Origin of the sequence: Cesiribacter sp. SM1, assembly GCF_020178975.1 — a bacterium.
In the GTDB taxonomy this organism is placed as follows: Bacteria; Bacteroidota; Bacteroidia; order Cytophagales; family Cyclobacteriaceae; genus Cesiribacter.
In genome coordinates this window covers 1-23187 of record NZ_JAHXBU010000013.1, presented here as the reverse complement: position 1 = coordinate 23187, position 23187 = coordinate 1, and the positions used below count along the sequence as shown (strand labels likewise).

At 43.5% G+C, this 23187-nt stretch carries 25 protein-coding genes and 2 pseudogenes; 9 read left to right on the top strand and 18 right to left on the bottom strand.

Features of this window, described 5'->3' with window-relative positions; genetic code table 11:
- A partial coding sequence (locus KWJ01_RS03125; RefSeq protein ID WP_224994917.1) for a transposase occupies positions 1-1052 on the bottom strand: 1052 nt, incomplete at its 3' end.
- A 1098-nt stretch (positions 1053-2150) separates the two neighbouring features.
- On the opposite strand from KWJ01_RS03125, the gene KWJ01_RS03120 reads away from it, so the two are divergent.
- Complete coding sequence (locus KWJ01_RS03120; RefSeq protein ID WP_224994915.1) at positions 2151-2393, top strand: UPF0175 family protein; 243 nt, start codon at positions 2151-2153, stop codon at positions 2391-2393.
- Positions 2394-2759: 366 nt separating this feature from the next.
- A complete protein-coding gene (locus KWJ01_RS03115) occupies positions 2760-3152 on the top strand; it encodes a VOC family protein (protein ID WP_224994914.1) in 393 nt (130 codons plus the stop codon).
- Positions 3153-3501: 349 nt separating this feature from the next.
- On the opposite strand, the gene KWJ01_RS03110 is transcribed toward KWJ01_RS03115, so the two are convergent.
- The 13 genes from KWJ01_RS03110 to surE form a co-directional block, all read right to left on the bottom strand.
- On the bottom strand, positions 3502-3795 hold the full coding sequence (locus KWJ01_RS03110) for a hypothetical protein (RefSeq protein WP_224994912.1): 294 nt from the start codon (positions 3793-3795) through the stop codon (positions 3502-3504).
- Complete coding sequence (locus KWJ01_RS03105; RefSeq protein WP_224994910.1) at positions 3774-4232, bottom strand: DinB family protein; 459 nt, start codon at positions 4230-4232, stop codon at positions 3774-3776. The genes KWJ01_RS03110 and KWJ01_RS03105 overlap by 22 nt, the downstream gene beginning before the upstream one ends.
- A gap of 201 nt (positions 4233-4433) precedes the next feature.
- Positions 4434-5183 carry an SDR family oxidoreductase gene (locus tag KWJ01_RS03100; protein WP_224994909.1) on the bottom strand — a complete coding sequence of 250 codons (750 nt, stop codon included), beginning with the start codon at positions 5181-5183 and terminating at the stop codon, positions 4434-4436.
- Between the two features lie 47 nt (positions 5184-5230).
- Complete coding sequence (locus tag KWJ01_RS03095; RefSeq protein ID WP_224994907.1) at positions 5231-5578, bottom strand: cupin domain-containing protein; 348 nt, start codon at positions 5576-5578, stop codon at positions 5231-5233.
- Positions 5579-5731: 153 nt separating this feature from the next.
- Positions 5732-6196 (bottom strand): DinB family protein, encoded by a 465-nt coding sequence (locus KWJ01_RS03090; protein WP_224994906.1) that lies wholly within the window; start codon positions 6194-6196, stop codon positions 5732-5734.
- Between the two features lie 107 nt (positions 6197-6303).
- Complete coding sequence (locus KWJ01_RS03085) at positions 6304-7176, bottom strand: helix-turn-helix transcriptional regulator (protein WP_224994904.1); 873 nt, start codon at positions 7174-7176, stop codon at positions 6304-6306.
- 117 nt (positions 7177-7293) lie between these two features.
- A complete protein-coding gene (locus KWJ01_RS03080; protein WP_224994902.1) occupies positions 7294-7737 on the bottom strand; it encodes an NUDIX domain-containing protein in 444 nt (147 codons plus the stop codon).
- 91 nt (positions 7738-7828) lie between these two features.
- Positions 7829-8233, bottom strand: coding sequence for a hypothetical protein (locus tag KWJ01_RS03075; protein ID WP_224994901.1), 405 nt, complete (start codon positions 8231-8233; stop codon positions 7829-7831).
- A gap of 198 nt (positions 8234-8431) precedes the next feature.
- Positions 8432-8581, bottom strand: coding sequence for a hypothetical protein (locus KWJ01_RS03070; RefSeq protein WP_224994900.1), 150 nt, complete (start codon positions 8579-8581; stop codon positions 8432-8434).
- Between the two features lie 47 nt (positions 8582-8628).
- A complete protein-coding gene (locus KWJ01_RS03065; protein WP_224994899.1) occupies positions 8629-9063 on the bottom strand; it encodes an Rrf2 family transcriptional regulator in 435 nt (144 codons plus the stop codon).
- Positions 9064-9109: 46 nt separating this feature from the next.
- Positions 9110-9451, bottom strand: coding sequence for a hemerythrin domain-containing protein (locus KWJ01_RS03060; protein ID WP_224994923.1), 342 nt, complete (start codon positions 9449-9451; stop codon positions 9110-9112).
- Positions 9452-9834: 383 nt separating this feature from the next.
- Positions 9835-10200 (bottom strand): hypothetical protein, encoded by a 366-nt coding sequence (locus KWJ01_RS03055; RefSeq protein WP_224994897.1) that lies wholly within the window; start codon positions 10198-10200, stop codon positions 9835-9837.
- A 95-nt stretch (positions 10201-10295) separates the two neighbouring features.
- Positions 10296-11027: a 5'/3'-nucleotidase SurE gene (gene surE / locus KWJ01_RS03050; protein ID WP_224994895.1), complete on the bottom strand. Its 732-nt coding sequence runs from the start codon at positions 11025-11027 to the stop codon at positions 10296-10298.
- 99 nt (positions 11028-11126) lie between these two features.
- Between surE and KWJ01_RS03045 the strand changes: the two genes are divergently transcribed.
- Positions 11127-12011 carry a diacylglycerol kinase family protein gene (locus KWJ01_RS03045; protein ID WP_224994894.1) on the top strand — a complete coding sequence of 295 codons (885 nt, stop codon included), beginning with the start codon at positions 11127-11129 and terminating at the stop codon, positions 12009-12011.
- A gap of 478 nt (positions 12012-12489) precedes the next feature.
- Positions 12490-12702: pseudogene (locus KWJ01_RS28240) on the top strand (transposase); the annotation flags it as partial.
- Positions 12703-13848: 1146 nt separating this feature from the next.
- Here the strand turns inward: KWJ01_RS28240 and KWJ01_RS03035 are convergent.
- The 3 genes from KWJ01_RS03035 to KWJ01_RS03025 form a co-directional block, all read right to left on the bottom strand.
- The gene (locus tag KWJ01_RS03035; RefSeq protein WP_224994890.1) at positions 13849-14301 is read right to left on the bottom strand and encodes an RES family NAD+ phosphorylase; all 453 of its coding nucleotides are present in this window, start codon (positions 14299-14301) and stop codon (positions 13849-13851) included.
- Between the two features lie 14 nt (positions 14302-14315).
- Complete coding sequence (locus tag KWJ01_RS03030) at positions 14316-14753, bottom strand: antitoxin Xre/MbcA/ParS toxin-binding domain-containing protein (RefSeq protein ID WP_224994888.1); 438 nt, start codon at positions 14751-14753, stop codon at positions 14316-14318.
- 1079 nt (positions 14754-15832) lie between these two features.
- Positions 15833-16288 (bottom strand): GntR family transcriptional regulator, encoded by a 456-nt coding sequence (locus KWJ01_RS03025; RefSeq protein ID WP_224994886.1) that lies wholly within the window; start codon positions 16286-16288, stop codon positions 15833-15835.
- A gap of 93 nt (positions 16289-16381) precedes the next feature.
- Here KWJ01_RS03025 and KWJ01_RS03020 point away from each other — a divergent pair, with 93 nt between their 5' ends.
- From KWJ01_RS03020 to KWJ01_RS03000, 5 genes and pseudogenes are all read left to right on the top strand, one after another.
- Complete coding sequence (locus tag KWJ01_RS03020) at positions 16382-17158, top strand: IS5 family transposase (protein ID WP_224994885.1); 777 nt, start codon at positions 16382-16384, stop codon at positions 17156-17158.
- Positions 17159-18145: 987 nt separating this feature from the next.
- Positions 18146-18484, top strand: a complete 339-nt coding sequence (locus KWJ01_RS03015; RefSeq protein WP_224994884.1) for a hypothetical protein — start codon at positions 18146-18148, stop codon at positions 18482-18484.
- 1 nt (position 18485) lies between these two features.
- Positions 18486-18986: a DUF2231 domain-containing protein gene (locus KWJ01_RS03010; RefSeq protein WP_224994882.1), complete on the top strand. Its 501-nt coding sequence runs from the start codon at positions 18486-18488 to the stop codon at positions 18984-18986.
- Positions 18987-19980: 994 nt separating this feature from the next.
- Entirely contained in the window at positions 19981-20391 is a 411-nt protein-coding gene (locus KWJ01_RS03005; protein WP_224994881.1) for a response regulator, read from the top strand.
- Between the two features lie 149 nt (positions 20392-20540).
- Positions 20541-21554 (top strand): annotated as a pseudogene (locus tag KWJ01_RS03000) (transposase).
- Positions 21555-21731: 177 nt separating this feature from the next.
- Here KWJ01_RS03000 and KWJ01_RS02995 read toward each other — a convergent pair.
- Positions 21732-23187 (bottom strand): PAS domain S-box protein (locus KWJ01_RS02995; RefSeq protein ID WP_224994879.1); only part of this gene is annotated, 1456 nt, incomplete at its 5' end.

Genomic DNA, 23187 nt, shown 5'->3' with positions numbered 1-23187 from the left:
TCCTCTCCTTTGTTGTAGGTGAACCCTTCAGGACTTCCTTTGTAGGTGCCATGTACAGGAATATAGGCCTGGATGTTTAGCTTCTCCAAAAGGGCATAGTTTTCGCCAGAGCAGTAGGCTCCATCAGCTAAAAGAGCTTGTAAGCCAAGCTCAAAGGATTGGAGTCTCTCTATGGTTTTCTGCAGTATCCTGGGCAGACACTGACTATCCTTTTGATCTGCCAGATCAGCTTGTGTATGTACAATAACATGATGGAAGGTATCCACTGCTAACTGGTTGAAGTAGCAGAGCTGCCTTCTTTTGCCTGGCTTTACGGCTATTCTGGCATCAGGGTCTACAGGTGAGTAATGGGTTTTATTGGAGGTGAAGCGGGCCTGTTTTAAGCTGCCTGCTGGAGAAGTAAGCTGCTTCTGGTGCCAGTTCTCCTGCCTGCTTTCTAATTCCTGGAGCTCTTCTTTTGAGGCAGATAGGCTTTGCTCTTCAAGGCTGGCTTTGTTTTCTTTTGCCTTTCTTCTGGCAGTGGAGATCACCGGCCTTGCTTTCTGTAGCTCCTTTTCCAGTTCTTCCTGGGCTACTTTTAGCTCCAGCGAATCCATGGAAGCGTTGGCTTTGATCAGGGCAGAATCTACTGCTGCAACGGAACCCGCTACCATACCCGAATCAATGCAGAGAGAGAGGATGTGGTTGAAGAGCTTATCAAAAGCCTGCCTGGGCAGCAGCTTTCTGGTACGGCAAAGTGTGGAGTGGCAGGGAAGCTCTTCGCCCAGGTTGTAACCAAGGAAATATAGCAGATCCAGTCTTAAGCTGCACACTTCCAGCAGCTTTCTGTCAGAGTCAATATTTTCCAGATGCTGTATCAAACAGAGCTTGAAGAACACTGTCGGGTCTATGCTCTTCTGACCGCACTTGCCGTAGTAGTGCCTGGTCTGATCATAAAGGTAACCAAGCTCAAGCAACTGCTTTAGCCGGTAGTAGAGGTTGTGCCTGGGTACATGATCAGATAAACAAAACTCAAGCACAACTTTATCCCGAAACTTGTGTCGCCCTTGCATGGCTGTGAGGATTTGTTTCCTTTCTCAACTCCTGCTATCTTAGAAGTGTTGTGCAACAGCCACAATAGAATAAAGCAAATGCCCCCAGCGCTTTCAGCCACTGATAGTGCAGAAAGCAACTGTTGCGTACTTCAAACAAAAGCCGGTGACCAGCCCCTACTTTATTCAATGGACGTGTTTGTCTTGAGCTGACTCCTGCAATAGTGGGGATAGGATGCTGTACAAAAGATGGAAGACTTTTGTTTTGAAGGAGCTACAAGTGCGGAGGCCGAGTGAAAGGGCTGGCAGGCTTACTTTCAGAAGAAGAGGATTGGACTTCCGCAGACGCCCGTCAGGGGGAGTTTGCAAACCACCTTATGCTGCTGGAGGAGTAACTGCCTTTGGTGGTGAGCGATAAGGAAAAATGGGAACAGAGATTCCTGTAGGGGTGTGTTGAGGAGCTGAATAATTGGGGACGCCCAGTCTGAACCACCTAAGAAGCCTCGTTAGGATTAAAGTAATGCCGAAAGCAGGTGCTACGTCTACATCTGTGAAGGGAGCGTGAAGGATGTCCTGATTTCTGTTCACGCCGCATACGGGCTGGGCGCCCCCGGGTAAAGGTGGCAGGAATGCAGCACAGGCTTATGGAAGTTTATCCCGCTTATTGCGGGAGAACAAGATCGGACCGCCGAAGCGGAAGCCACTATTGCACTGTTAACTGAAGAAGGAAGCAGTCACACAAGGATAGTGTGAGATAGTGGTGGCGGATCAGATCATAGTAGTGATGAAGGTTCTGTAATGGAGCTGGAGCGAAGGGCCTGACTTGTTTAGTTTGGCTATGTAACAACCAGAAATGGGACGATTAGACAGCTAGAAACAAGCGGGGTCGACCTTTAGATTAGTGCCAATTACCTAAAAAGGAACTGGCACATCCAAAATGTTACTACATTAGTGATTAAACAAGAAGAGCCGTATGAAGGGAGCGGGCCCCGCCGGGACTTTCACGTACGGTTCCGTGAGAACGTGGGGGTGAAATTCCCTCGCGTGACTCGATTGTAGCCAAGCTAAGAACTGCGCGCATCAATCGTCGTTCAAAGATAAAATACCTAACTTAGGATTATGAGGACGCTAACGATACAAATACCAGACACTGTAGATTTAGATGATAAAGAAGCAAGAATGGCTTTAGCATCTAAGCTATATGAACTAGGAAAGCTTACCCTTGGCCAAGCCGCTGACATGGTAGGATACTCAAAAGAGACATTCATGGAGCTGTTGGCCGACTATGGAGTTTCCGTCTTCAACTATCCGGCTGACGAACTTGACGAGGATATAAAGAATGCCCACCGCCATAGTCTCTGATACCAGTTGCCTGATCCTTTTCTATAAGATTGGAGAAATGGACTTGCTCCACAAAGTCTATGGGCTAATGTTGTCAGTCAAAAATATGAAGTTTCAACTTGGATACCTGTACTGAAAGGCATCATGTCACAGGTCCTGGCTGTTGGTGTTTCTCAAGTTTGGTGAAAATGAAGATTTCTTGAAGTCTCACAATTTTAGCAGCTTTACCTAAGCTTTTTAACATGTAAAATGGTTTTGCTTTCCATGATGAGTCTGTAAGAGGAACAATACGCTGAAATATTTTTCAGCACACTGAAAAGGACAGCAGTAACAAAGAAAATGGCTCTTCCCCATCAGTGCTGATGCATTAAGTTCAAAATGTAATGTATGATTTCACACATTGATCATATTGTCTTAACTGTAGAGGACATAGAGCGCTCCCTGGGTTTCTATAGCAGAGTTTTGCTGATGGAGGCCGTCTCTTATCCGAATGGGCGGAAAGCATTAAAATTCGGTCATCAGAAAATTAACCTTCAGCTTTTGGGGCAGGAGTCAAGAAATCAAGCATCTGTTGGGTCAGGAGATCTTTGTCTCATTTCTGAATGGCCCCTGCCAAAAATCATGGAGCACTTACATACGCAAGGCATTGAAATTATAGAAGGACCTGTCCAGAAAAACGGCGCGTGTGGTACAATAACGTCTGTCTATTTCCTTGATCCGGATAAAAATTTGGTTGAAGTCAGTGTTTATCCAGTTATCGATCAGGGTTTCCTTGTTTAAGAACTCCTGCAGCCATTAAGCTTACTTTGCCATAATGCTTAAGCACGCAGTCAGGTAGGCATACTGATGTTTTAAAGTCACTACGGTGCATTCATTTTCAATGTGTCATGGCAGAAAGCTGATCGGACGAAAGGTGTTGTCAATGCTGTCCCACTCCACAGAACAGACAGGACCTACACATCCAAGAATTTATCACTGTTTTCATATTATCTGCCACTTTGAATACAGATTTACTGGATACTTTTCCCAGCCGGTTATGCATAGGCAAAAAAAGATTAGTCATAACATTAGCTGAAGTAAACATGATTGCAGGTGTTACAATTTCGAAAAGAATGCATGTGCCGGCCGACTATTTCTGACTGCTTATCAATTTCTTCAATTCAGTTATCCTGGCCAGATGATGGTCATCGTGCTCTGCTACGAACAGGAACAGGTCCAATGTCCTCATCGGTGTTTTTAGCCTAGGATGCAGCGCAGCCATAAATACCTCTTCCTCCCCAAGAGCATCTAACCGGTGAAGGGTTTTTTCTCTGATTTGCCTGAAGCTGCTCAACAGTTCATCCATGGGTCTGGCATCATGATTTGCCAGGCTGGTTTGGGTGTTTTGTAAATCAGCCTCCCTTAGTTCTGCTTTACCATGCATAATGTCCTCATCGGTGTTTTTAGCCTAGGATGCAGCGCAGCCATAAATACCTCTTCCTCCCCAAGAGCATCTAACCGGTGAAGGGTTTTTTCTCTGATTTGCCTGAAGCTGCTCAACAGTTCATCCATGGGTCTGGCATCATGATTTGCCAGGCTGGTTTGGGTGTTTTGTAAATCAGCCTCCCTTAGTTCTGCTTTACCATGCATAATGTCCTCAAGACGACCTTGCCAGAGAGGCTCCAGGTCGATTAAATGGCCAACATTTTCCTTGATCGTCCAGCTTCCGTTTACCCTTACAGTTAAGACTTCCTTAGCAATTGTTTTAAACTTCTCCTCCAGGCGGATAGGAGTTCCAGCAAGACGCTCCAGGATAGAAGGAAATAAATTTTGCGATGACTCAAAATTGAAGCTTCTGTCAAACCACTTTACCTGTTTCATAGCCATACCTCTTTAACTTGCCTTTGTATCTAATAATATTTATAATCTTTGGATCAGTTGCCTGCACCATAACACCATCCAGAAAAAAAGCTTGGAGCTGCAATCATTAAAAAAGAAATCGCTTCCCCAAAAATTATAAGAGATACTACGCCTGTAGATAAAGAATATTCGCTTGTTTACAATGATCAATCCCATGAAAATCTATCTTCCACCGGTGATGTCAATAAAGGTACCGGTAGAATAAGAAGCTTCGCCTGAAAGTAACCACAAGATGGCCTGTGCTACTTCTTCCGGTTTTCCACCCCTTTTCATCGGGATACTTTCTCTTATCCTGTCAACCCTGTCAGGTTCACCCCCGCTAGCATGAATATCGGTATAAATAAAGGCAGGCCTTACTCCATTAACCCGTACCCCCTCATCAGCGACCTCTTTTGCAAGCCCCAGGGTAAAAGTATCCACAGCCCCTTTGGAAGCAGCATAGTCTACATATTCGCCCGGTGCGCCGGTACGTGCAGCAATGGAGGAAACATTAACAATGGCCCCACCTGCCCCGCCCCTCTTTGTTGACATTCTTCTGATGGCTTCCCTGGAGCACATAAAACAGCTGATCACATTATGATAAAAGATTCGTTGTAACCGCTCCCCTCCCATGGCTTCCACTCGCATCTGGGGCTCCAGAATACCGACATTATTTACCAGGGCGTGGAGGTAGCCCATGCGGCTGTCAATACTTTCAAAAAGCGCCACAACCTCTTTTTCTGAAGATACATCCGCGGCAAAGGCCTCTGCTCTTCCTCCGTTCCTTTTGATGAATGCTACCGTACGCTCTGCCGCTATCTCGTTCTCCAGGTAATTGATGCCTACCTGGTAACCCCTGGCTGCCGCCAATACTGCTGTAGCAGCACCAATGCCCCGGCTTCCCCCGGTGATCAGGATTGTTTTTTGCTTCATTTGTCCTAAATGATGAGTGGTGAACTGTAGCTGCTGTGTGACAGGCTTCAGGATAGAAAATTAAAGATAATGCCTTCCTCTCCGCCGGGAGGACCATAAAACAGTACCCAGACACTGAAATCAGCAGTGAAATCTATAAACTGATGCCGCGCGCCGGCCGGAACAAATAAAAAGTCACCGGTTCTAAATTCCGCAATATTCTCTTCAAGCCTGAATCTTCCGCTTCCCGACGCAATAATATACACCTCATCTCTTTCATGTGGTGTCTGCCGGTCCACCAGATGTGGCTTGTAAAGTTCAACAAGCAGCGTGCCATGTGCAAACATGGGTGACGATACATCTGGTATCAACTGTAAGGATGCCAGTGCTTTGTGAAGGCTAAGGTGATGCTGCATAAATAAAAAGTCTGTTTATTTATTCCTTTATCAACTACATGACTACAGGTGTGGTGCATGCCGGGGTGGCATTGCGCACTGTCAGGTGCTCTAAACCAGCAAGGCGGGCTATAACTTTTAGTAGCTGTAAAATGACCAGCCCTGGTGTTCCTGTTACTGCATATCCCGCTTAAAGAAGATGTAATCAGAAAGAGGGGGTGCGATATCGGCCTGCCTAAGCAGGAGGGTCAGCTGCCCCCGGTGGTAGGCTGAATGGGCCAGGATATGAAAATAGATTTCCTGTATGCTGTTTATAAAAGGTACACCTTTTGTGTTCTGATAAGGAATCGGTTTATCCAGGTGCATTCCCATATCCACAGACTGCAGAAATAGAAGGGTGTTCTGATAGTTCTGGTTATTTATCTCCCCATATTCAAGCTGATCATGCTTTTCCCAGGGCAGGTGCTGCTGCTTGTCTATGGGATAAATGCGGTTAAGCCAAATCTGGTGGGCCGTTAGTATATGACTGCAGATCTCCATTGCCTTATTCAGTCCTAAGCCTCTATTTTGTAGTACTCCTATCATGGTTTCATTCGCCTGGTGATTGTAGGCAAACCAGTCTTTGAAAGCTGCTTCCATATCCAATGTGCTTTATGATGTAACACTGTTACCCTACAACAAAGCTAGCGCCCGGACTAAGGATGAGGTTATCGCAAGTGGTTCAATAAATATTCTGTATAGCTCACCTACGGAATAAGGCTTAATTTTGCCTGTCCAGGGGTGAAGCCCCATCTTTCCTTGAACACTTTCACAAAATGCGATACATTATCGAAACCAACCTCCATGGAGACTTCCGATACATTCAGACTGCTGGACTTTAACAAGAATAAAGCTTCCTGCAACCTCCGCTCCTGTATCCATTTGCGGGGTGAGGTATGAAATATTTCTTCTACTCTTCTTTTAAAGGTAGACAAGCTGTACCCGCCTAAAAACGCCAGCTGCTCCAGTGAAACAGCAGTCTTATAATGCTCCTCCAGTAAGCGTTCAATAGCATGACTTTCCCTGTTATGCAGCTGGGAAAGGAACAAATGAAAGACCTCTCCTCCTTCAGTATGTATCAGCAGCCAAAACAACTCCTGTAGCTTGATCTCCAGCAAAGTATGCAAAAAACTTTTACTCCCCTGCATATCAAGATAAGCTCTAAGTGACAAGGCAAAGGAGTGACAATGTGCAGTAGCATTAAGTTTCAGTAGTTCTGCATGGGGTAAAGAAGTTTTGTCTATTGTGGGGTGCATGGAAGCCGATAGTTTACTGGCAACAGTGTCGTCAAAGAATACCATCAGGCTTTCATAATGGCGGGATACAGCAAACTTCTCGGACATGATGTAATTACCCTTTTTCAGAAAGAAGCCTTCACCAGCTTTGATCGTGATACTGCCGGAAGGGGTAATAACTTTTTTCATGCCTGCCAGCAGGATAACTACAGCGTTGGTACTCAGTTGTACACTGGCTTTTTCCGTTTCCTTTTCGGCCCGGTATGAAACAACTTCAATACCTGCCCCTGAATTCATGTAACCAGCAGAAGCTTTGAAAACTAAAGGAAGGTTCCAGACTTGCATGGGTGTTGTTGATCTCTGTTCTACAATGGAAGCTGCTGGCTTACAGGTAACCCTGCATGCCGGTTCATGACATCGACCTGCTGTTAAAAGATTTTAGCAGCGACTTATGTGTTGCTGTTAAACATACTGGTAAAGCACCTCTTTCAGGTGTTTGGCTGGTCTATCTTTCAGTGCGGAGAAAAAATGCCTTGTGTAGCCTCCAAGGTCATAATCTAAGACTTTATCTAAATCTGCCCATACCCATTCTTCTGCTTCGTCATTCAGTACCACCTCCAACGAGTTGGTTTTACAAAGGTAGTCTATGAATATAAAATGCCGCTTTTCAAGGAAGGTGTCGCTAAAGATACATTCCTGTAAGCCCACAAGCTGAATATCAAAAATCTCCAGGCCCGTTTCTTCCATCACTTCCCTGCGTAGGGCATCTTCCATCTTCTCACCCTGTTCTATATGTCCACCGGGAATTACATATTGGTTGTTCCACTTTGCTGACTTGCAAAGCAGTACCTGGTTTAGTGGATTGAAAATAACGGCACTTACCGTAGGTTCTGGATACTTACTCATGTTCTGCTGATTAGAGAGATAACCTATAAACTTGTCATTTGAAATCCTAATCCACTTATGCCAAAATCAACAAGCTAACTGGGGTGAAATGCTACTCCCACCTTACTGCAAATGCAAGCAGTAGCTTTATCAGGTAAAGAAAGACCAGGTGTAGCAAAAGTGGCTGGCTGAAAGGCGCTATAAAGACAATAGAAAGCCCCATTACCAATAAAAACGCACCCATGATACGTTGTTTGTAGTACTCCCTGATTCTGTTGATGATTAGCATTGCGATCACAGCATATATCGTTATCATCAGCAGGGGCAGCATATTGGCTGGATCTGAAAATGTAAAGTACAATAGTGGAGGCTGCAGCACATGAATGGCAATAAAGAAATACCTCTTTCCGGGGCTGTTTTTATAAAAGAGGTTTGTACCCTCTGTAAAGTTAGCCACCACTCCTCCTGCCAGATCCAGTGTTAAAAACCCCAGCAAGAAAACTTGCCATGTTTCCATCCCTATATGACGGGCTTCATAAAGGACCAGCCCTGTGGTCGCGACAGCCGCTAAGTAAGTAAGTAAAAGATCAAAGACCGTAGCCCTTTGCCCGTGAAGCTCATGTAAATACACCGGAATATTGACCTGTTTGTATAGTGCTTTCATTCTGCTTTGTGATATTGCCAAAAATATTTCCAAGGCTCGGAGGAGCAATTCTTATACATTCATTACTCCGGTCTTATAGATTGTTTTTGCACTACGGCCACCCTTATTCCAGCTGTCTTCCAGCTTGAGCTGCTTAATCAGTTCGGAGAACTTATAGCTGGTGAGGGGTGTATCGGAAGAGGGGTTGGTTTGATTATCCATTTTAGTTATGTGTTTATGTCTGTATTATCGGTCCGTATGCTTCAGCCTTAAGAATTGTTGATGTACACAGAACCTTCTTTTAGGTTTTCGGCCAGGCTGGCTATGGTGGTCTGCTGAAATGTGTTCTTTAGCTGGTCGCGTGTTTTCGCAGATTCAAAATGCATGGGGCATGGGTGAAGATCAGAGCACTGATGCAGGCCCATGCCGCACTCCCGGAAGATCGATAACCCGTCAATGGCATTCACGATGCTGATGATCGGCAGGTCTAGCTGCGCCTTTTCGCTGTAGAAGCCACCGTAGGGCCCCTTCAGGGAGGTGACAATGCGGTGCTTGTTCAGGGTCTGCAGGAGCTTGGCAGTAAATGACTCCGGGGCATCTATTTCTCTGGCGATTTCTTTTATACTTAACTTTACCCCATCACTGGCTCTGGAAGCAATGAAGATGGTTGCTCGCAGTGCATATTTACATGATTTTGAAATCATAATCTCTCTTTATGTTGTTCCTTAGCATCTACTGGTAGCCAGGTTCTTACCTGCCGAAAAGGCTGCGATTCTCCAGTTCCTTTTCTACTGCCACCACCTTCGGGAACAACACATTATTTTCCAGATGGATGTGCAGGACCAGTTCATTTCCAAATTCTACCAGCAGGTCGTAAAGAGCCTTGCATTGGGCGCAGCTCCCGGCCTGCAGGGCATACTCCTGTGTGATGGACCTGAAGTTCCTTAGCTCCTTGCCCAGCAGTGTATGTTCCTCTTCCAGTTCTTTTACCCTGTTTCTAACCGGAGGAACAATGGGTACTACCAATCTTCTTTTCCTTTTTCTGGCAGCCTCCAGGGTATTGATCAGGGGGTACAGTTCCTGTTCTTCTATTTTAAATGATTATTCAGATAAGCAAAAAAGTTTTTCAACCGGCCTGCCAGCTCCCTGAAAGTGCCTGTTGAGGCCCCTTTTGTTTTGCTAGTTCAATTGCCTGCGCGTAGAGTTTGCCGGTATGCTCTTGAATAAAGCAGGTGCCGCCGCTGCGGTTGAATAACAGTGAAAGTAACCATATGCCAGCCCCTTTCCAAGAAGATTTGGGGACGCTTGTTTTATTTTAATCTTTTAGTCCAGTTCGAGCCGAGGACATTATCTAGGCTATTCTTAACTATTTCATTATTAACAATGAACACGAGGTTGGAAAGCTTATGCAGTAGTACTTGATGATGTACTGCATTGTTAGCTAACATTTCAGCCGCCCATTCATCCTTTGCTAATCATACAATAACCTTATCGGTGATGTCTTCATATTCTGGATTGTCTGATACATGGAAGTAGAGATTTTCTTCTGGCACGTACGTTGAAGGAAATAAACTGTAATTCTTTGGTTCATCATAGTCACCAGGAACTACTATTCGGTCTCCAGCCCACATGCCAACATAAACATCATGCTCTTCAGGGTCTCCATAAAGCTTTAAAAGTCCTGGGGCATTCCGCCATTGCCCTGGTGATGCTATTAGTCGTCCAAGTACAACTCCATTCAGTCCGCTTCCCAACCCACTGAATTTATTATTCTCCCCTAGTCCACCAATATCGATGAACTGCTTTTTTGTCAGATTGACTATTTTGAAGTACTGTCCCATCGATTGAATTGCTGGGAACTTGGTAAATAACGTGAAAGGCACAGACATGAAGCAGTGACAAATATAGTTTCATAGGCAGGGAAGGGATTTGCAAATTATAAATTAACCCGTTCCCTGGCCCTATTAAGCTCCTCATGATTAGTTAGATCAAGACTAAGAGGTGTTATGGAGACATAGCCCTGTTCTACTGCCCACCGATCAGTATCCTCTTCGGTTTCCTCGACAGGAACTACCGTAAACCAGTAGTGTTCCCGACCATAGGGGTCTTTTCCAGTGACTACCTTACCATCATAGTGTCGTACAGACTGTCGAGCCCACCGCATTACCTTTGCCTGTACAGGTATATTTACATTTAGAAGTGACAGCTCGGGCTGGGGAAGCAGCATCTCCAGGCTTTGTTTTACAAAGGGTTTGATGGTGCTAAAATCAGGCTGGTCTCGTGTAACCGGGGTGCTATATGCAATCCCCCTGGTCCCAAACAGTACAGCTTGTTTGGCAGCGGCTAGGGTTCCGGAATGCCATGCAGAATTTCCCAGGTTGGTTCCTAAGTTGATCCCTGAGAGCACAACATCTACCTGCTGATCCCAATGGAAGAGGCCAAGGGCGACACAATCGGCTGGGGTACCATTGACCCGATACGCTTCGAACTCACCAATTTTTGTCTGCTTGTAAGTTAAGGGCTTATGAGCCGAGATGGCATGACCCATGGAAGACTGTTCGACATCCGGTGCTACGATCCTGACCTCTCCAAACTGTGAGGCGACTTCAGCAAGGGCCAGAATTCCGGGGCTGTAAATTCCATCATCATTGGCTATTAATATCCGCATTTTGATTGATTTATATTTTATGGATTTTCAAAAACAGTCCAATTGCTTTGAGGTTAATGCAAGTCTATCAGACATTATATTTTGGCTTATTAACTGGATATGGCTTTACATGTTACTGTTTTGCATAATGGGGGTGCCGGGTTTGAGCAAATTTCCCGTGAGGAATTACTGGAAGCACTTCAGACAAAAGGATTCAAAACGACCTATATAGACATACAGGAAGAAGGCTTCTCCCTCAAGCTGGAAATTCCCGGTGAGTTAGTTGTGATTGCCGGTGGGGATGGGACACTTAGAAGAATATCCAAATATTTAATTGGCAAAAGTATTCCGATCGGGTTGCTGCCTATGGGTACTGCTAATAACATAGCAACTAATTTAGGTATATCAGGAATGCCGGCATCAATCATTGCCGCATGGGATCTTTCCAAAAGAAAGCCTTTTAGCATTGGCGTTGTTAAAGGGATAAAGGAGGAATCTTTCTTCCTTGAATCCGTTGGGTTCGGATTGTTTCCCCGTCTTATCAGGCAACGCATTGATAAGGGCAATGATGCGATTACCCGGGGGGAAGAGCTGGATAACGCACTTCGTCACCAGCTGGAAATTTTAAAAGAATACAATGCCCACTATTGTGTTATTGATTTAGATGGTCAGCGAGTATCTGGCAGGTTTATTCTTGTTGAGGTGATGAATATTCAGTATAGTGGTCCAAACCTGAATATGGCTCCACATGCCAATCCGGAAGATACTTATCTGGATATTGTAATGGTGCGTGAAGATGAACGGGAGATAGTTGGAACATATTTGGAAGATCGCATCAAAAGCAGGGGCACGCTCAAGCAGTTACCTGTTCGCCGTGCACAGCATGTTAAAGTAGAATGGTATGGAATCCATTGCCATATAGATGACGAAGCTTATGAACTCCCCTCGCCCATTAAATTAGAAATCAATGTATTGCAAAATGGTCTGGAATTTTTGGCTGTATAATCTAAACCAAAATGGTCCTTTGAATATAAGAGGATTCATTCTCTGTTTACGCTTCACCTAAGTCACTATGGTAGTGCTAATGGCTGCAAGGCTGCGAATCTAATTTACAGACAGGCCTGAAGTGGATCAACTTTCTGAACAAGTATGGTTGTGACCATGGTAGCGGATGATTAGTAGCGGCTTTGTCTAGTTCAAAAATCATTTAGCGCTAACTGGGATATTTCTTTACTGTTTATCTTATAGGTTATGTAAGAGCATTAGGCAATAATTGAAGCACCTTCAGTAGAATAAGAAAAGAGATGTTGTTCAGACATTTACAAAATGGTTTATACTACTTTTTGATTAGAAGCTATCTCATAAATAGGGATTTTATTTAGTAGGAGGTTGTTTATTTGTCATGAAGTTGATAGATAAGCAGTGGGAGAAGATTAAGGACCTGATTCCTGATGTAACAAAGTAATCTGATGGCAAAGGCAGGCCCTGGAGAGACAAACGTGAAGTGCTTGAGGGCATACTTTGGATTTTGAAGATAGGAGCGCAATGGAGCCATTTACCAGCTATTTATCCTCCTTACCAAACTTGCCACCGCAGCGGCTGGCCCCCCCCCGGCGGACATCAGAAGATTTCAGCAGTGGCAAGAGCAGGGAGTGATGCAGAAGGTGGTGGAGACGCTGGCAAGGGACCTTTATGAAAGAGGTGATGACTAGCCGTCCGCGTGAACCTGAGCGAGTGCTTTATCGATGGCTCATTCTGCATGCCCAAAAAAGGGTTACACTACCGAATAATGAGTACTATTCTTCTGAAATTGTAAAAGCCTAGGTTGTAACCATTCAGCCTAGGCTATTTCTATGCTTACCTGCCAGATATTGCACAAGTAAGCATTGTAATGGATTTGCAGTGGTTATACAATAAATATAAGCTTGCTTTGTCATAGTTTAGTAAGCACGCTATTGATCATTAATAATGAATAGTAGCAACAGATAGGAAGGAGGCGTGGAGCCTCTTTTCTTTTTTACGATCCTTCACTGGCTTCTAATGATGTACTAAGAAAGCTGTTAATAGTATCCCTTGCCTTTGTTTCTGTTAGTGGCTTTACGAGATAAGTTCGTTTCAAAGAAGCATAGTAGCCGCCGCCAGGCGGCCCCACCGTTCGCTCGGGAAGTGTTATTTTGTGCCCACAGCTCAACATGCTGAAACAGGAGAAATAGGGTGAGAATAGATACAATTGTGAAAATAGGAAGACCCTGGCGGCTGTAGTTCACCTTGCTGATCGGTTGAAATTAGTTATTTACAATAAAAAGTTAATCTAAACACGTATGCGACTGGTGAATTTGCGTCAGGCATTATCTCAGATACACTATCAAATAAGGCAAATGTCCAGCCACAAATGAATATCATTGATAAGCTGACGAAACTGCCAGCATCCTATCAACGAGGCTTAAGATTAGACATGGTGTTAAGAAAAATGGTGAAAAATACCGTTATGAAACAGAGCCCTATGCTGCTATTTTCGTACAACATAGGGCTCCTTCCGAAAGTCTTAGTTTTTCGGTTTCAGAAAAGTCCGATATAGTGATTACCTGCTTCGTTTACCAGTTTAGCTCCTTTCGTAACTTTGGTTTGACCTGGCGGCACAATAAATTTAATCTTATGCTTTGTGTGCTGTCTGCAGCTATTGCTTGCAACCTAAGGTGCAACTTTAAAGCAGGCATGGCGTATGTCAGTTTATTTCAAGCTCAATCTGGTAGTGAGTGGTTCCTTCTCCCTTTCGTAGAAGGGTACTTTTGTAAAAGTTTACAAACTATTAATCTTGAAACTGGTAGATAATGCTGAACTGTTATTTTTTAATGATTCGCTCATCCCAGAACTTAGGGTAAGTTTTGTATATGCTGACTTTACCCATTTCAGCATGCAGGGGATTGATCAGGTAGTTAAATTCACTTTTGATGATGGCGGAGGGCACTTTTAACACCAGGTTCTGCTGTTCCTTCAGAAAAGTGGTACCCGCATGTTTGGAAGCCAGGCCTGCCGGGGTGATATCCCATCCTTCCGGAAGCGGGTCCAGGACCTCAATAAGGCTATCTGGAAATTCCAGTACCACCACCAGCTGATCACTGGGGGCTTCTTCATCATCAAAATGCGCCAGTACCTCCAAGGTAGCCAGAGATTCAGAGCCAGCGGTATAGAGCATCCTGAAGTCAGGCAGGTTCCAGCGGCCGGGATACTTCTCTGCGCCAAACCCACTTAGGTCCCGAGCCCACCTTTCTCGGGTAATTCTATAGACGAACATTAGACAGAAAACCTTTATGCAAATACCCCATGTTCGATCCTGCCAATGGTCTGTTCTACCACTGTGTAGCCAATGGTTGAATCCAGTAGTTCCAGGGGGCGCTGCATCCCCAGGGATCTGACTGGTTTGCGCAACCAGCGCCCAAACTTCTCCTTAGAACCAAAGACATCCACTCCCCGGATAAACAGGCGCGTCAGCAGCAGCATATTCGTATACTGCTCCTGGCTTAGCTTTCGGTTGCTGCTGTAGCGCTGCAGGTTGCGCCCGGTCATCCCCACTACCATGGCGATTTCCTCCCGGCTTAAGCCCAGCTCCTCTGCCAGCTTCACCAATTTAGCTTTGGTAGCAGAGGTGCGTTTGCTTTCGTAAATGATAAAGATGCCTCCTGACTCAATGGCAGGCACTGCCTCTTCATCAAAAATATGCTCATAATGGATCACTTCTGCTGACATGGTTACAGACATTTATAGTGCAATATACGCAAAATGTCTGATATTCGTTGGAAAATCAATCTATTACATCCACTTCCTGATTTCAAATTCTCCAGGATGCCATCATTGCTGAAAGAGAAGCCGCACGATAGCTTCTTCCTCACCACTAAATCAAGCTAGCCGGATCTTATATAGGAGAAGCTACAACCTTCTCCCCATCGCCACCCTTTTTTTTCCCTTTGGATACCTTTCCTTAGCCACTGGACTTGCAGCAGAAAAGTGGACAAAAGATTAAGCTGCTAAAAATTTACAGTTAAGAAGTATCTCCATTTGTGTGGGTGTACGATATCCCAGACTGGACTGGATCGCCGGAGCGATGTAACCTCTATCTACGGTCCGCCGCTGCGGTTGTACTAGAGGACAGGGCATTCGAAATTTTGTAAAACGCCTGCATCAATGAAGCCGTAGATGTATTCTATGTTATGATTTAAATGGATATTTTCTAAAATACAGAAGATTGGTATTTGAACAGTACCCTGAAGCATGTAAGCGCTGAACATGATAGTAGTTACAGAGAATAAGAACTTAGAGGAGGCTTCCTTCATATCTATGATATCCCGATATCCCATTTCTTCTACTTCTGATGTTGATGGTTTAAAGCATGGTTAGTTTTGGTGATTACAGATCTAGAAGTAGATGTTAGTCCCAGACCCTTCACCCATAAAGGTCTGGGATTTACTTTATGTAGATTATGCAACTGATTGGCCCCTTTGGGTTAGCAATGGGAATCCATCACATAGCATCTGATAAAAACTGCTGGCATAAAAAAATAAAGGTCGCTTATCAATCAAAGATTGGCAAACGACCTCTATTTGTAATGAAAGAAGACTAACTCATTGAAGAGTTGAAAAAAGGTAATTGTATAACCAGGAAATCTGCTTATGGTTTTTTGACTTTGAAAAGAAGCTGCCTATCAACACATAATTGTAATTGATTTTGTCTTTCCACCTATGAAATAACTACGTCAAAAAGTGCCTGATAATCTGCTGATCTTCAATCCTAATTTCAGGAATAAGTTTTTTTACCTCTTAAGTTTTCATTCAATGATCATTATCCCATGGCAACCCCAATCTTTGCTTTTTATAGGGCAGCTGGTGTATCATTAGCACAGGCCCCTCAATGATAAAATGTTTACCACTTATTTCTGAAGAAATGCCATGCTGCAGAACAGTTTTCTCCAGCACTATATTCTTGGGTGTAAAGCCTTCAGCCCGTAAACTTTCATCAAAGCCCCTGCGGGTAGAATCGATAGAACCTAGGGTACGTAGAATGTGATGATCTTCGGTTCTGTTGAGCACAAAAGTGCCTTTACCTTTGATGCGTTGTGCCCAACCCTTAGATTCAATTTCCAGAAGGCTTTTTCGCGCAGTAGTGTTGCTTACCTTAAAATTCTTGATCAGCTCATTCTCAGAAGGAATCTTATCACCGGGCTGTAATTCCCCTGACTTGATCTTTTCAATGATGGACTCACTTATCGAAATAAACTTAGGCTTCATTTAGTTTCAGGTAAGAGCATGTTTAAATTTTGAGGAGGGGGTAAAAAAGGCGAGTCAGTTGCGTAAGAAATAAGTGACCAAACAAATCTACTTATGCAATCTCAATATCAGAGACTTACTGACCCGCAGTGGGAAATTATAAAAGAATATCTTCCCATACAACGTAAACGCACATATGCTCTTAAAGATGTGGTTGATGGCATTTTCTGGGGCTTACGAGTAGGCAATCAGTGGAGGAATATGCCAGAAGGATTTCCTCCCTGGCAGAGTGTATACTATTATTTCAGGACATGGAAAGCAAATGAGACACTGGAAAAGCTAAACTGGGCCTTGAATAAAATGGAGCGAAAAAGGCAGGAAAAGGAAGAGACGCCAAGCTTGTTCTGCATTGATACACAGTCTATCAAGACTGCTCCTTTTGTCAGTCATTGTAAAGGTGTGGATGGCAATAAGAAGATCAATGGCAGGAAAAGGCATGTCATCACAGATACTTTGGGCCTGGTATGGGCAGTAGTTGTTCATGCTGCCAATTTGAGCGATGGTGTGATGGCGCAAAAGATAGTGGCTCCTCTTGTAGGCTATATGCATCGTATGGAAAAGATACTCGCTGATGCAGCCTATGAAAAGCAGTTCATGAAATGGGTGGAAGAGAACCTTTTAGGAGTAGCGCTGGAGATTTCTTCCAAGCCTCCTACCACTGAAGGATTTGTACCAGTGAAGTGGAGATGGATAGGAGAAAGAACCTTCGGCACCTTTAATTTCTTCCGTAGATTAGACAAAGATCACGAGAAAACCATAGAAAGTTCTGAAGCTTGGGTGCTGTGGCAAAATTGCCAGATCATTCTTAATCGTTTAGCCCCTGCTGCATAATAAAATTTTTAAACATGATCTAAAATGATGCAGGCTATCAAAGTGAAAATTAACAAAGATTTTATATTTATGATGACAATAGCGCTAAAAAGATGAAGTTTTGATGATGCGATTCTCCAAGTGCGGAATTGCAGGTAGTCACCCCCATCTCCCTAAAGACCCACACCAGATCAGGCTTTACCAATACGGCTGGGGCTACCTGCGATCAAAGGCTTCATCACTGACTAGTTTTATACTGTATCCTGCTCTTTTACAGTAGTTCCCAGTAAATACGGCTGCAACACTACCCTCTCCAGAAAAGCAGAAGGAATATTCCGACGGGCCGCCAAAAAAAGGTTCTGATTCGCGATTACCCTCTAAATGTTCGACTAGGTTCACGAGCAGTTATGCCCTTGAAGCACTAAAATTCGGAAAAATCATAGTAGAGGAGGCGATCATTGATCACCAGGCAGTGTCCTCCAGGCCTACTCGACGAGAAAAATCACCTTGGGCGGAGTATAAGGGAGAGTAACCATTGTGGACTAGAAATAGCAGCAGATCTTTCAGGAGCAGCCCGGAAGTTTAGTCAGATCGCCAAATAGTCTGTATTCAGACACACTACCAGCCTGGAATTCTACGATTAGGAAAGACTACACCAGTCTTTGGCTCTGCATGATGACTGAAAACAGCTGTAGTATGGCCACATAGTTCAACCTGGACTATCGATCGCTGAAAACTAAACCCAATGCTACTCATAGCTTAGGGTCCATTAGACTTACCAAGCCGTACTAATTTTTTTCAAAGTGGTTCCAGCATAAAAAGCATCATGTAGATGTCCTGATTTTTCGCCTATAAGCATCTGGCACAGAGTATAAAAACTAGTTTATTGATGCCTCTGATACAGCAGTTGATTATACAATTGTATTGCCAGGGCTTCAGTAAAAGAAAACTTCTTACTTCTCCCATGGTTGATTGAGATAGGCTAAAACATCTTTAAAATCTTTAATTATGAGAAACTTATTTTTCACGTTTGCAATGTGTGTTGCCTTGGTAACACTTCAAGCTTGCGGTGGTGACAGTAGTAGTACAGAAATGGAAAATACCGATATAGTACCTTCTGGCACCTATACCGGCACTGCAGAGAGAGTAGATACGGAAGAGCAGGAAATTTATGTTGAAACGCAGGATGGCAAAACCCTGGAATTATATTTTACCGATCAAACCAAGCTCACACAGAATGGTGAAACGGTTTCCTTCGATGCCCTACAGAAAGGACAGAATGTCGAAGTTGAGGTAGAAAAGAAGGGACAGCGCTTAGAACCGGTTGCCGTCAGAATATTGGAATAGCATGACGGGTGAAATTCCTTCTATGTGGCGGTCAGAGCTATGGCACCCTCTGACTGCTCATTTTCCACTCGGATTGTTACTCCTGGCTCCTTTTATCGCTCTGGCATGGGTGATATGGAATAAACACTTTATATCTAACTATTTACTGTTCACGCATTCATTGCTGTTGTGGGTAGGTACTTTATTCCTATGGATCACAGTCTACTCCGGAGAAATAGCTTATGGTACCGAAGTGCGGAGAATATGTGATCCAACTGTACTCAAAGATCATCTGCGCTGGGCCTATATTTCAGGAGCATTCTTCTCCTTAGCAGTAGTACTTGATGCTTTGAGGTGGAATTGGAAAACAAAGAAGAATGCACTATTGATCTACACAGTTATTATAAACATGGTGATGGGGGCAGCTGCTTTATCCTATGTCGGGCATCTGGGAGCGAGGCTTGTATATCAACAAGGAGCTGGCGTATATCATCCTTCGGAAGATTGTGCTGAATTTGAATAGGGAAATGAAAATTGATTGCCTTATGATCAGTCACCCTCCGCTAATTCTTTTCTTTCTGAAACCAGGCCTTGTTTACAGCCTAAGTCATAGACCCGAGGTGGTTCTTTTTCATGAAAGCTACCGTTGGGTATGATAGAAAGTAATTCTATGCAGGCAGAATGTGCTAAGATAGCAGGCATCTATCAATCGCTCTTCCCCGGTGTCTCCACCCAATGTTAATATGGACTTTCACAGTTAGGCCTGATGCAGTCACACGTATATCGCTTTGTTTCTGTAAGTCTTACAGGACTTTTAGCAAGTCTCATTCATGCATTCAGAAAAGAAGCTCTTGTTATCCAGGGAAAGTCAACTGAGCTTTGGTTTCTCATGATCAGCATGACCGCGTCACAATGGCCTGCTCTCATGTTTAGGTATTCTTTATGCTAACAATAGGTAAGGATTGTGCGGATCCTAAGTATTTGGTCAGCGAACTTAAATTCCCCCTGATATTGCTGATCTTTACCAGAACCTGGAGCTGCTATTAGTTTAAATTCTGTATTGGAACTTGCCGCCAAGGTCCCGGTTCACTTTCGTGACATAGGCTTAAGCGGCTAGTTTTCAGCTTATTCTCTGTTCATTCAATATAGCAGCTCCATCTGTTGCTTGTAGTAAGTTGGGTAGACTAGCTACTGGTACTTACCTGTCCTTTACTGCTAACCCTAGGGTAATTATTCAACCCCTTAGATAAAGATGTGATCTAAAAGAGTCTTGACAGACATTGAACACAAAGCTATACTAAATCATGCTAAAGCATGTTTGCCCAGCAGAAATAGTAAGCATTCTATCATAATTGTGGTAATGATAAAATTCATGGCAGTATGCTCGCTTTGTAGACATAACCTCTGCTCTCAAAGACATTGCTTAGTTTTCAGTTATGATAGAATTGATATTTAAGGTAAATTTCCACCACATTATAGGCTAATCGTTCTTTGTATTTTTTAGCTAACATTTTATCATGAAAAAGGTAAAAAAAATATTGCTTGTTGATGATGATGAAGTGTCCTGCTTTGTGCATCAGTCTATTTTAGAAAACATGCATGTTGCTGAACAGGTGCTGTCAATTCATGATGGCATTCAAGCACTTAATTATATCACTGATCATTACAAGAATTCTTCCAGGCATGAACAGGGTCAAGATTTACTGTTTCTGGATTTGAATATGCCGGCCATGGATGGGTTCGAATTTTTGGTAGAGTTAAAAAAGCTACAGGGAATTGACAGAAGTAGGTTTGCCATCTATATGTTAGCAACTCATATAGGCAGTCAAGACGGTGAAAATGTGAATATGCACAGAGACATTGTGCAGAAATATATCTTAAAGCCCTTAGATGAAGAAACTATCAAAGCGATAATTAGGGAGCAATAGAGATAAAAAGTAAGTCTAACACAGCTTTAGCAGGGAGACTGTAAGCTGAACTCTGTCTCTATGGCACTTGAATTAAAATTATAGAAGTAAACATGGAGGGAAGATGAACAGCGAAAAATTAGAAACATCAAAGCAGAAGTACCCTAGCACTGTTTAAGAATGGCAAGTCCCTGTCTGGCAAAGGTGGAGCATTTGCTCCTATTCTCAAAGAGTTCATAGAAGCAGCCATTGAAGCGGAGATGGAAGCACATCTGTCAAATGATATAGAAGATGGCAACATTCACAACGGCAAATGAACCAATTCGCTGAAAAGCAGCCTGGGAGTGGTGGCAATACAGACGCCTCAGGATTGCCATAGCAGTTTTGAGCCGGAGCTGGTAAAGAAGCGCTAGCGCATACTGGCAGATGTCTGGCTAGGTGCTGTGGCACCGGCCACCCGGGCACTATAAGCTGGAAGAAGAGGGTAAGATATGACATAAGGCCCTCTATAACTTCCTGGGGTTGAATCCAGAGGGAAAAATAAGTGCTGGACATGTATGTCTCCGAAAGCGAAGGTGCCAGTTCTGGATACAAGTGCTCACAGACCTACACAACAGGGGACTCAAAGACATCCTGATTGCCTGTACCGATAACTTATTAGGGCTTTTGCCAGGCTATTCTTAGTGTCTATCCTAAAGCTGATATCAAGAGTTCTATTATTCACCAGATTCGTAACAGCCTCAAATATGTAGCCTCCAGGGACTAGAAGGAGTTCATGAAGGACCTGAAGCTGGTTTATCGCTCAGAAACTAAGGATTTAGCAGAAATGATTCTCTTAGACTTAGCAGAGAAGTGGGAAAAGAAGTATCCTGTAGTGCTGAAATCCTGGAATAATAACTGGGAAAGAATCAGCTGTTACTTCTAATATAAAGCCCCATCCGTAAACTCATCTACATTACCAATATCGTACATGGTTTCCACTGGCAGGAGAGGAAAGTAACTAAAACTGAAGGTGCTTTTCCTTCAGATACAGCTCTTATGAGGTTGGTATACCTAGCACTAAATGCATTGCAAATAAATGTACTGCTCCTTTACAGAACTGGAGCTTCACAGTGCAGCAATTAGCCATTAAATATGGTGATCGGCTGCCACTGGACCTGCATCTGCAGGGGCCGAAAAATTGATAACCTCCGGGGTGTCAAGACAGAATCGGACAGCGTTAACATTACACTCCCTTACACTCCCTTAGCATATAGCGTATCCTTTGGTATTCAAATCCTCTGCTACTCCATATAAGATCTACTAACCAAGCAAATAATAAGGTGTTTTCTCCGTGACCGTTTACATAGCTTTCATGCAGCTTACCTAAAGTAGATTAAGAATTTTGTTCCCACGTCTACTTCACTGGTCACCTCTACTCGTCCACCCATTGCATCAAGATGAGATTTGATCAAGAACAGACCTACACCTCTTCCTTCGGAATTGTCATGAAACCTCTTGTAAAGCTTAAAGAGTTTGTCACCTGCTAACGCTATGTCAAACCCTAATCCATTATCCTGGAAGGATATTGTTGTGCCATTGCTATCGCTACTAATACACCTAATATCGATCTGTAAGGGACGTTTTGGAGACCTGTACTTTACTGAGTTTGTTAGCAGGTTGTGGAATATACTATAAATATAAGATTTGTTACCATGGACAACAATGCTTTCATCAATATCCATATTTACTTTACCACCACTTCTTTGTAGTAGTTCCTGAAGATCTTCCACTGCTTGCTGGCACTTTTCAGCGACACCTACTGCTACAATCTCGATAAATTCTTCTTTATCCCTGAAAGAAAGAATCATGTTAAGATCTTTCAAAACACTATCAAGCTTCCCTGTGCTTTTCTTCAGATAGGCAAGCGTAATATCGAATTCATCAGACGCTTTATCAAGCGTGGATAGTATATCTACTAATCCCATCACATTTGCTACTGGCGATCTAAGGTTGTGGGAGACCACATAGGTGAACTGCTGCAAATCATTGTTTTGCCTGTATAGGTCCTGGGTGAATTTTAGCTGCTGTATTTCTGCTTGTTTTCTTTCAGTAATTTCAGTTTGTAAGGCTATGACGTTTAATAATTCACCGCGATCATTCAGAACAGGAGTAAAATCCAGTGCAACCCACATCTTTTGCCCTGACTTTTTATAAGTAATAACCTCTTCTGTAAACGGCTGATCCTGTCTTAACTTTTCTCTGATTCTTTGTATAGTGACCATATCAGTCTCTTCCCCAGCAAGAAAAACAGCAGGGAATTTACCTACCGCTTCGGCAGAAGTATAGCCAGTTATTCTGGTAAAACCATCATTCACCCACTCTACACGTCCGTTTGCATCGAAGATCACGACACCATTGATGGTCTTCTTTGCAACCAGAGAAAGCTTTTCCAGTTCAAGCCTTGATTTTACTCTGTTGGTAATATCTCGTGAATTAGATACCAGCGTTCTGACATTAGGATTTTTTAACTGATTGCTCACCGTTGTCTCTATCCATCTCCATGCTCCCTTTGCATCCCTGAAACGGAAATTAGAAAGTTTAACAGTGTCCTGTGATGTTAAGATTTGCCTTAACGCTTCCTGAACCTGGGGAATATCATCAGGATGAATGTAGCGTAAAGCATTAGTGCCAATAAGCTGTTCTGGCAAGTAGCCCATTATTCTGAAGGTGGAACCTCCACTGTACAAGAAGTTTAACTCCTGGTCAAACATAGCCAGCATGTCTATACCATGCTCTACCAGAACTTGATGTAGCTTATCCTTTTGCCTCACCAGT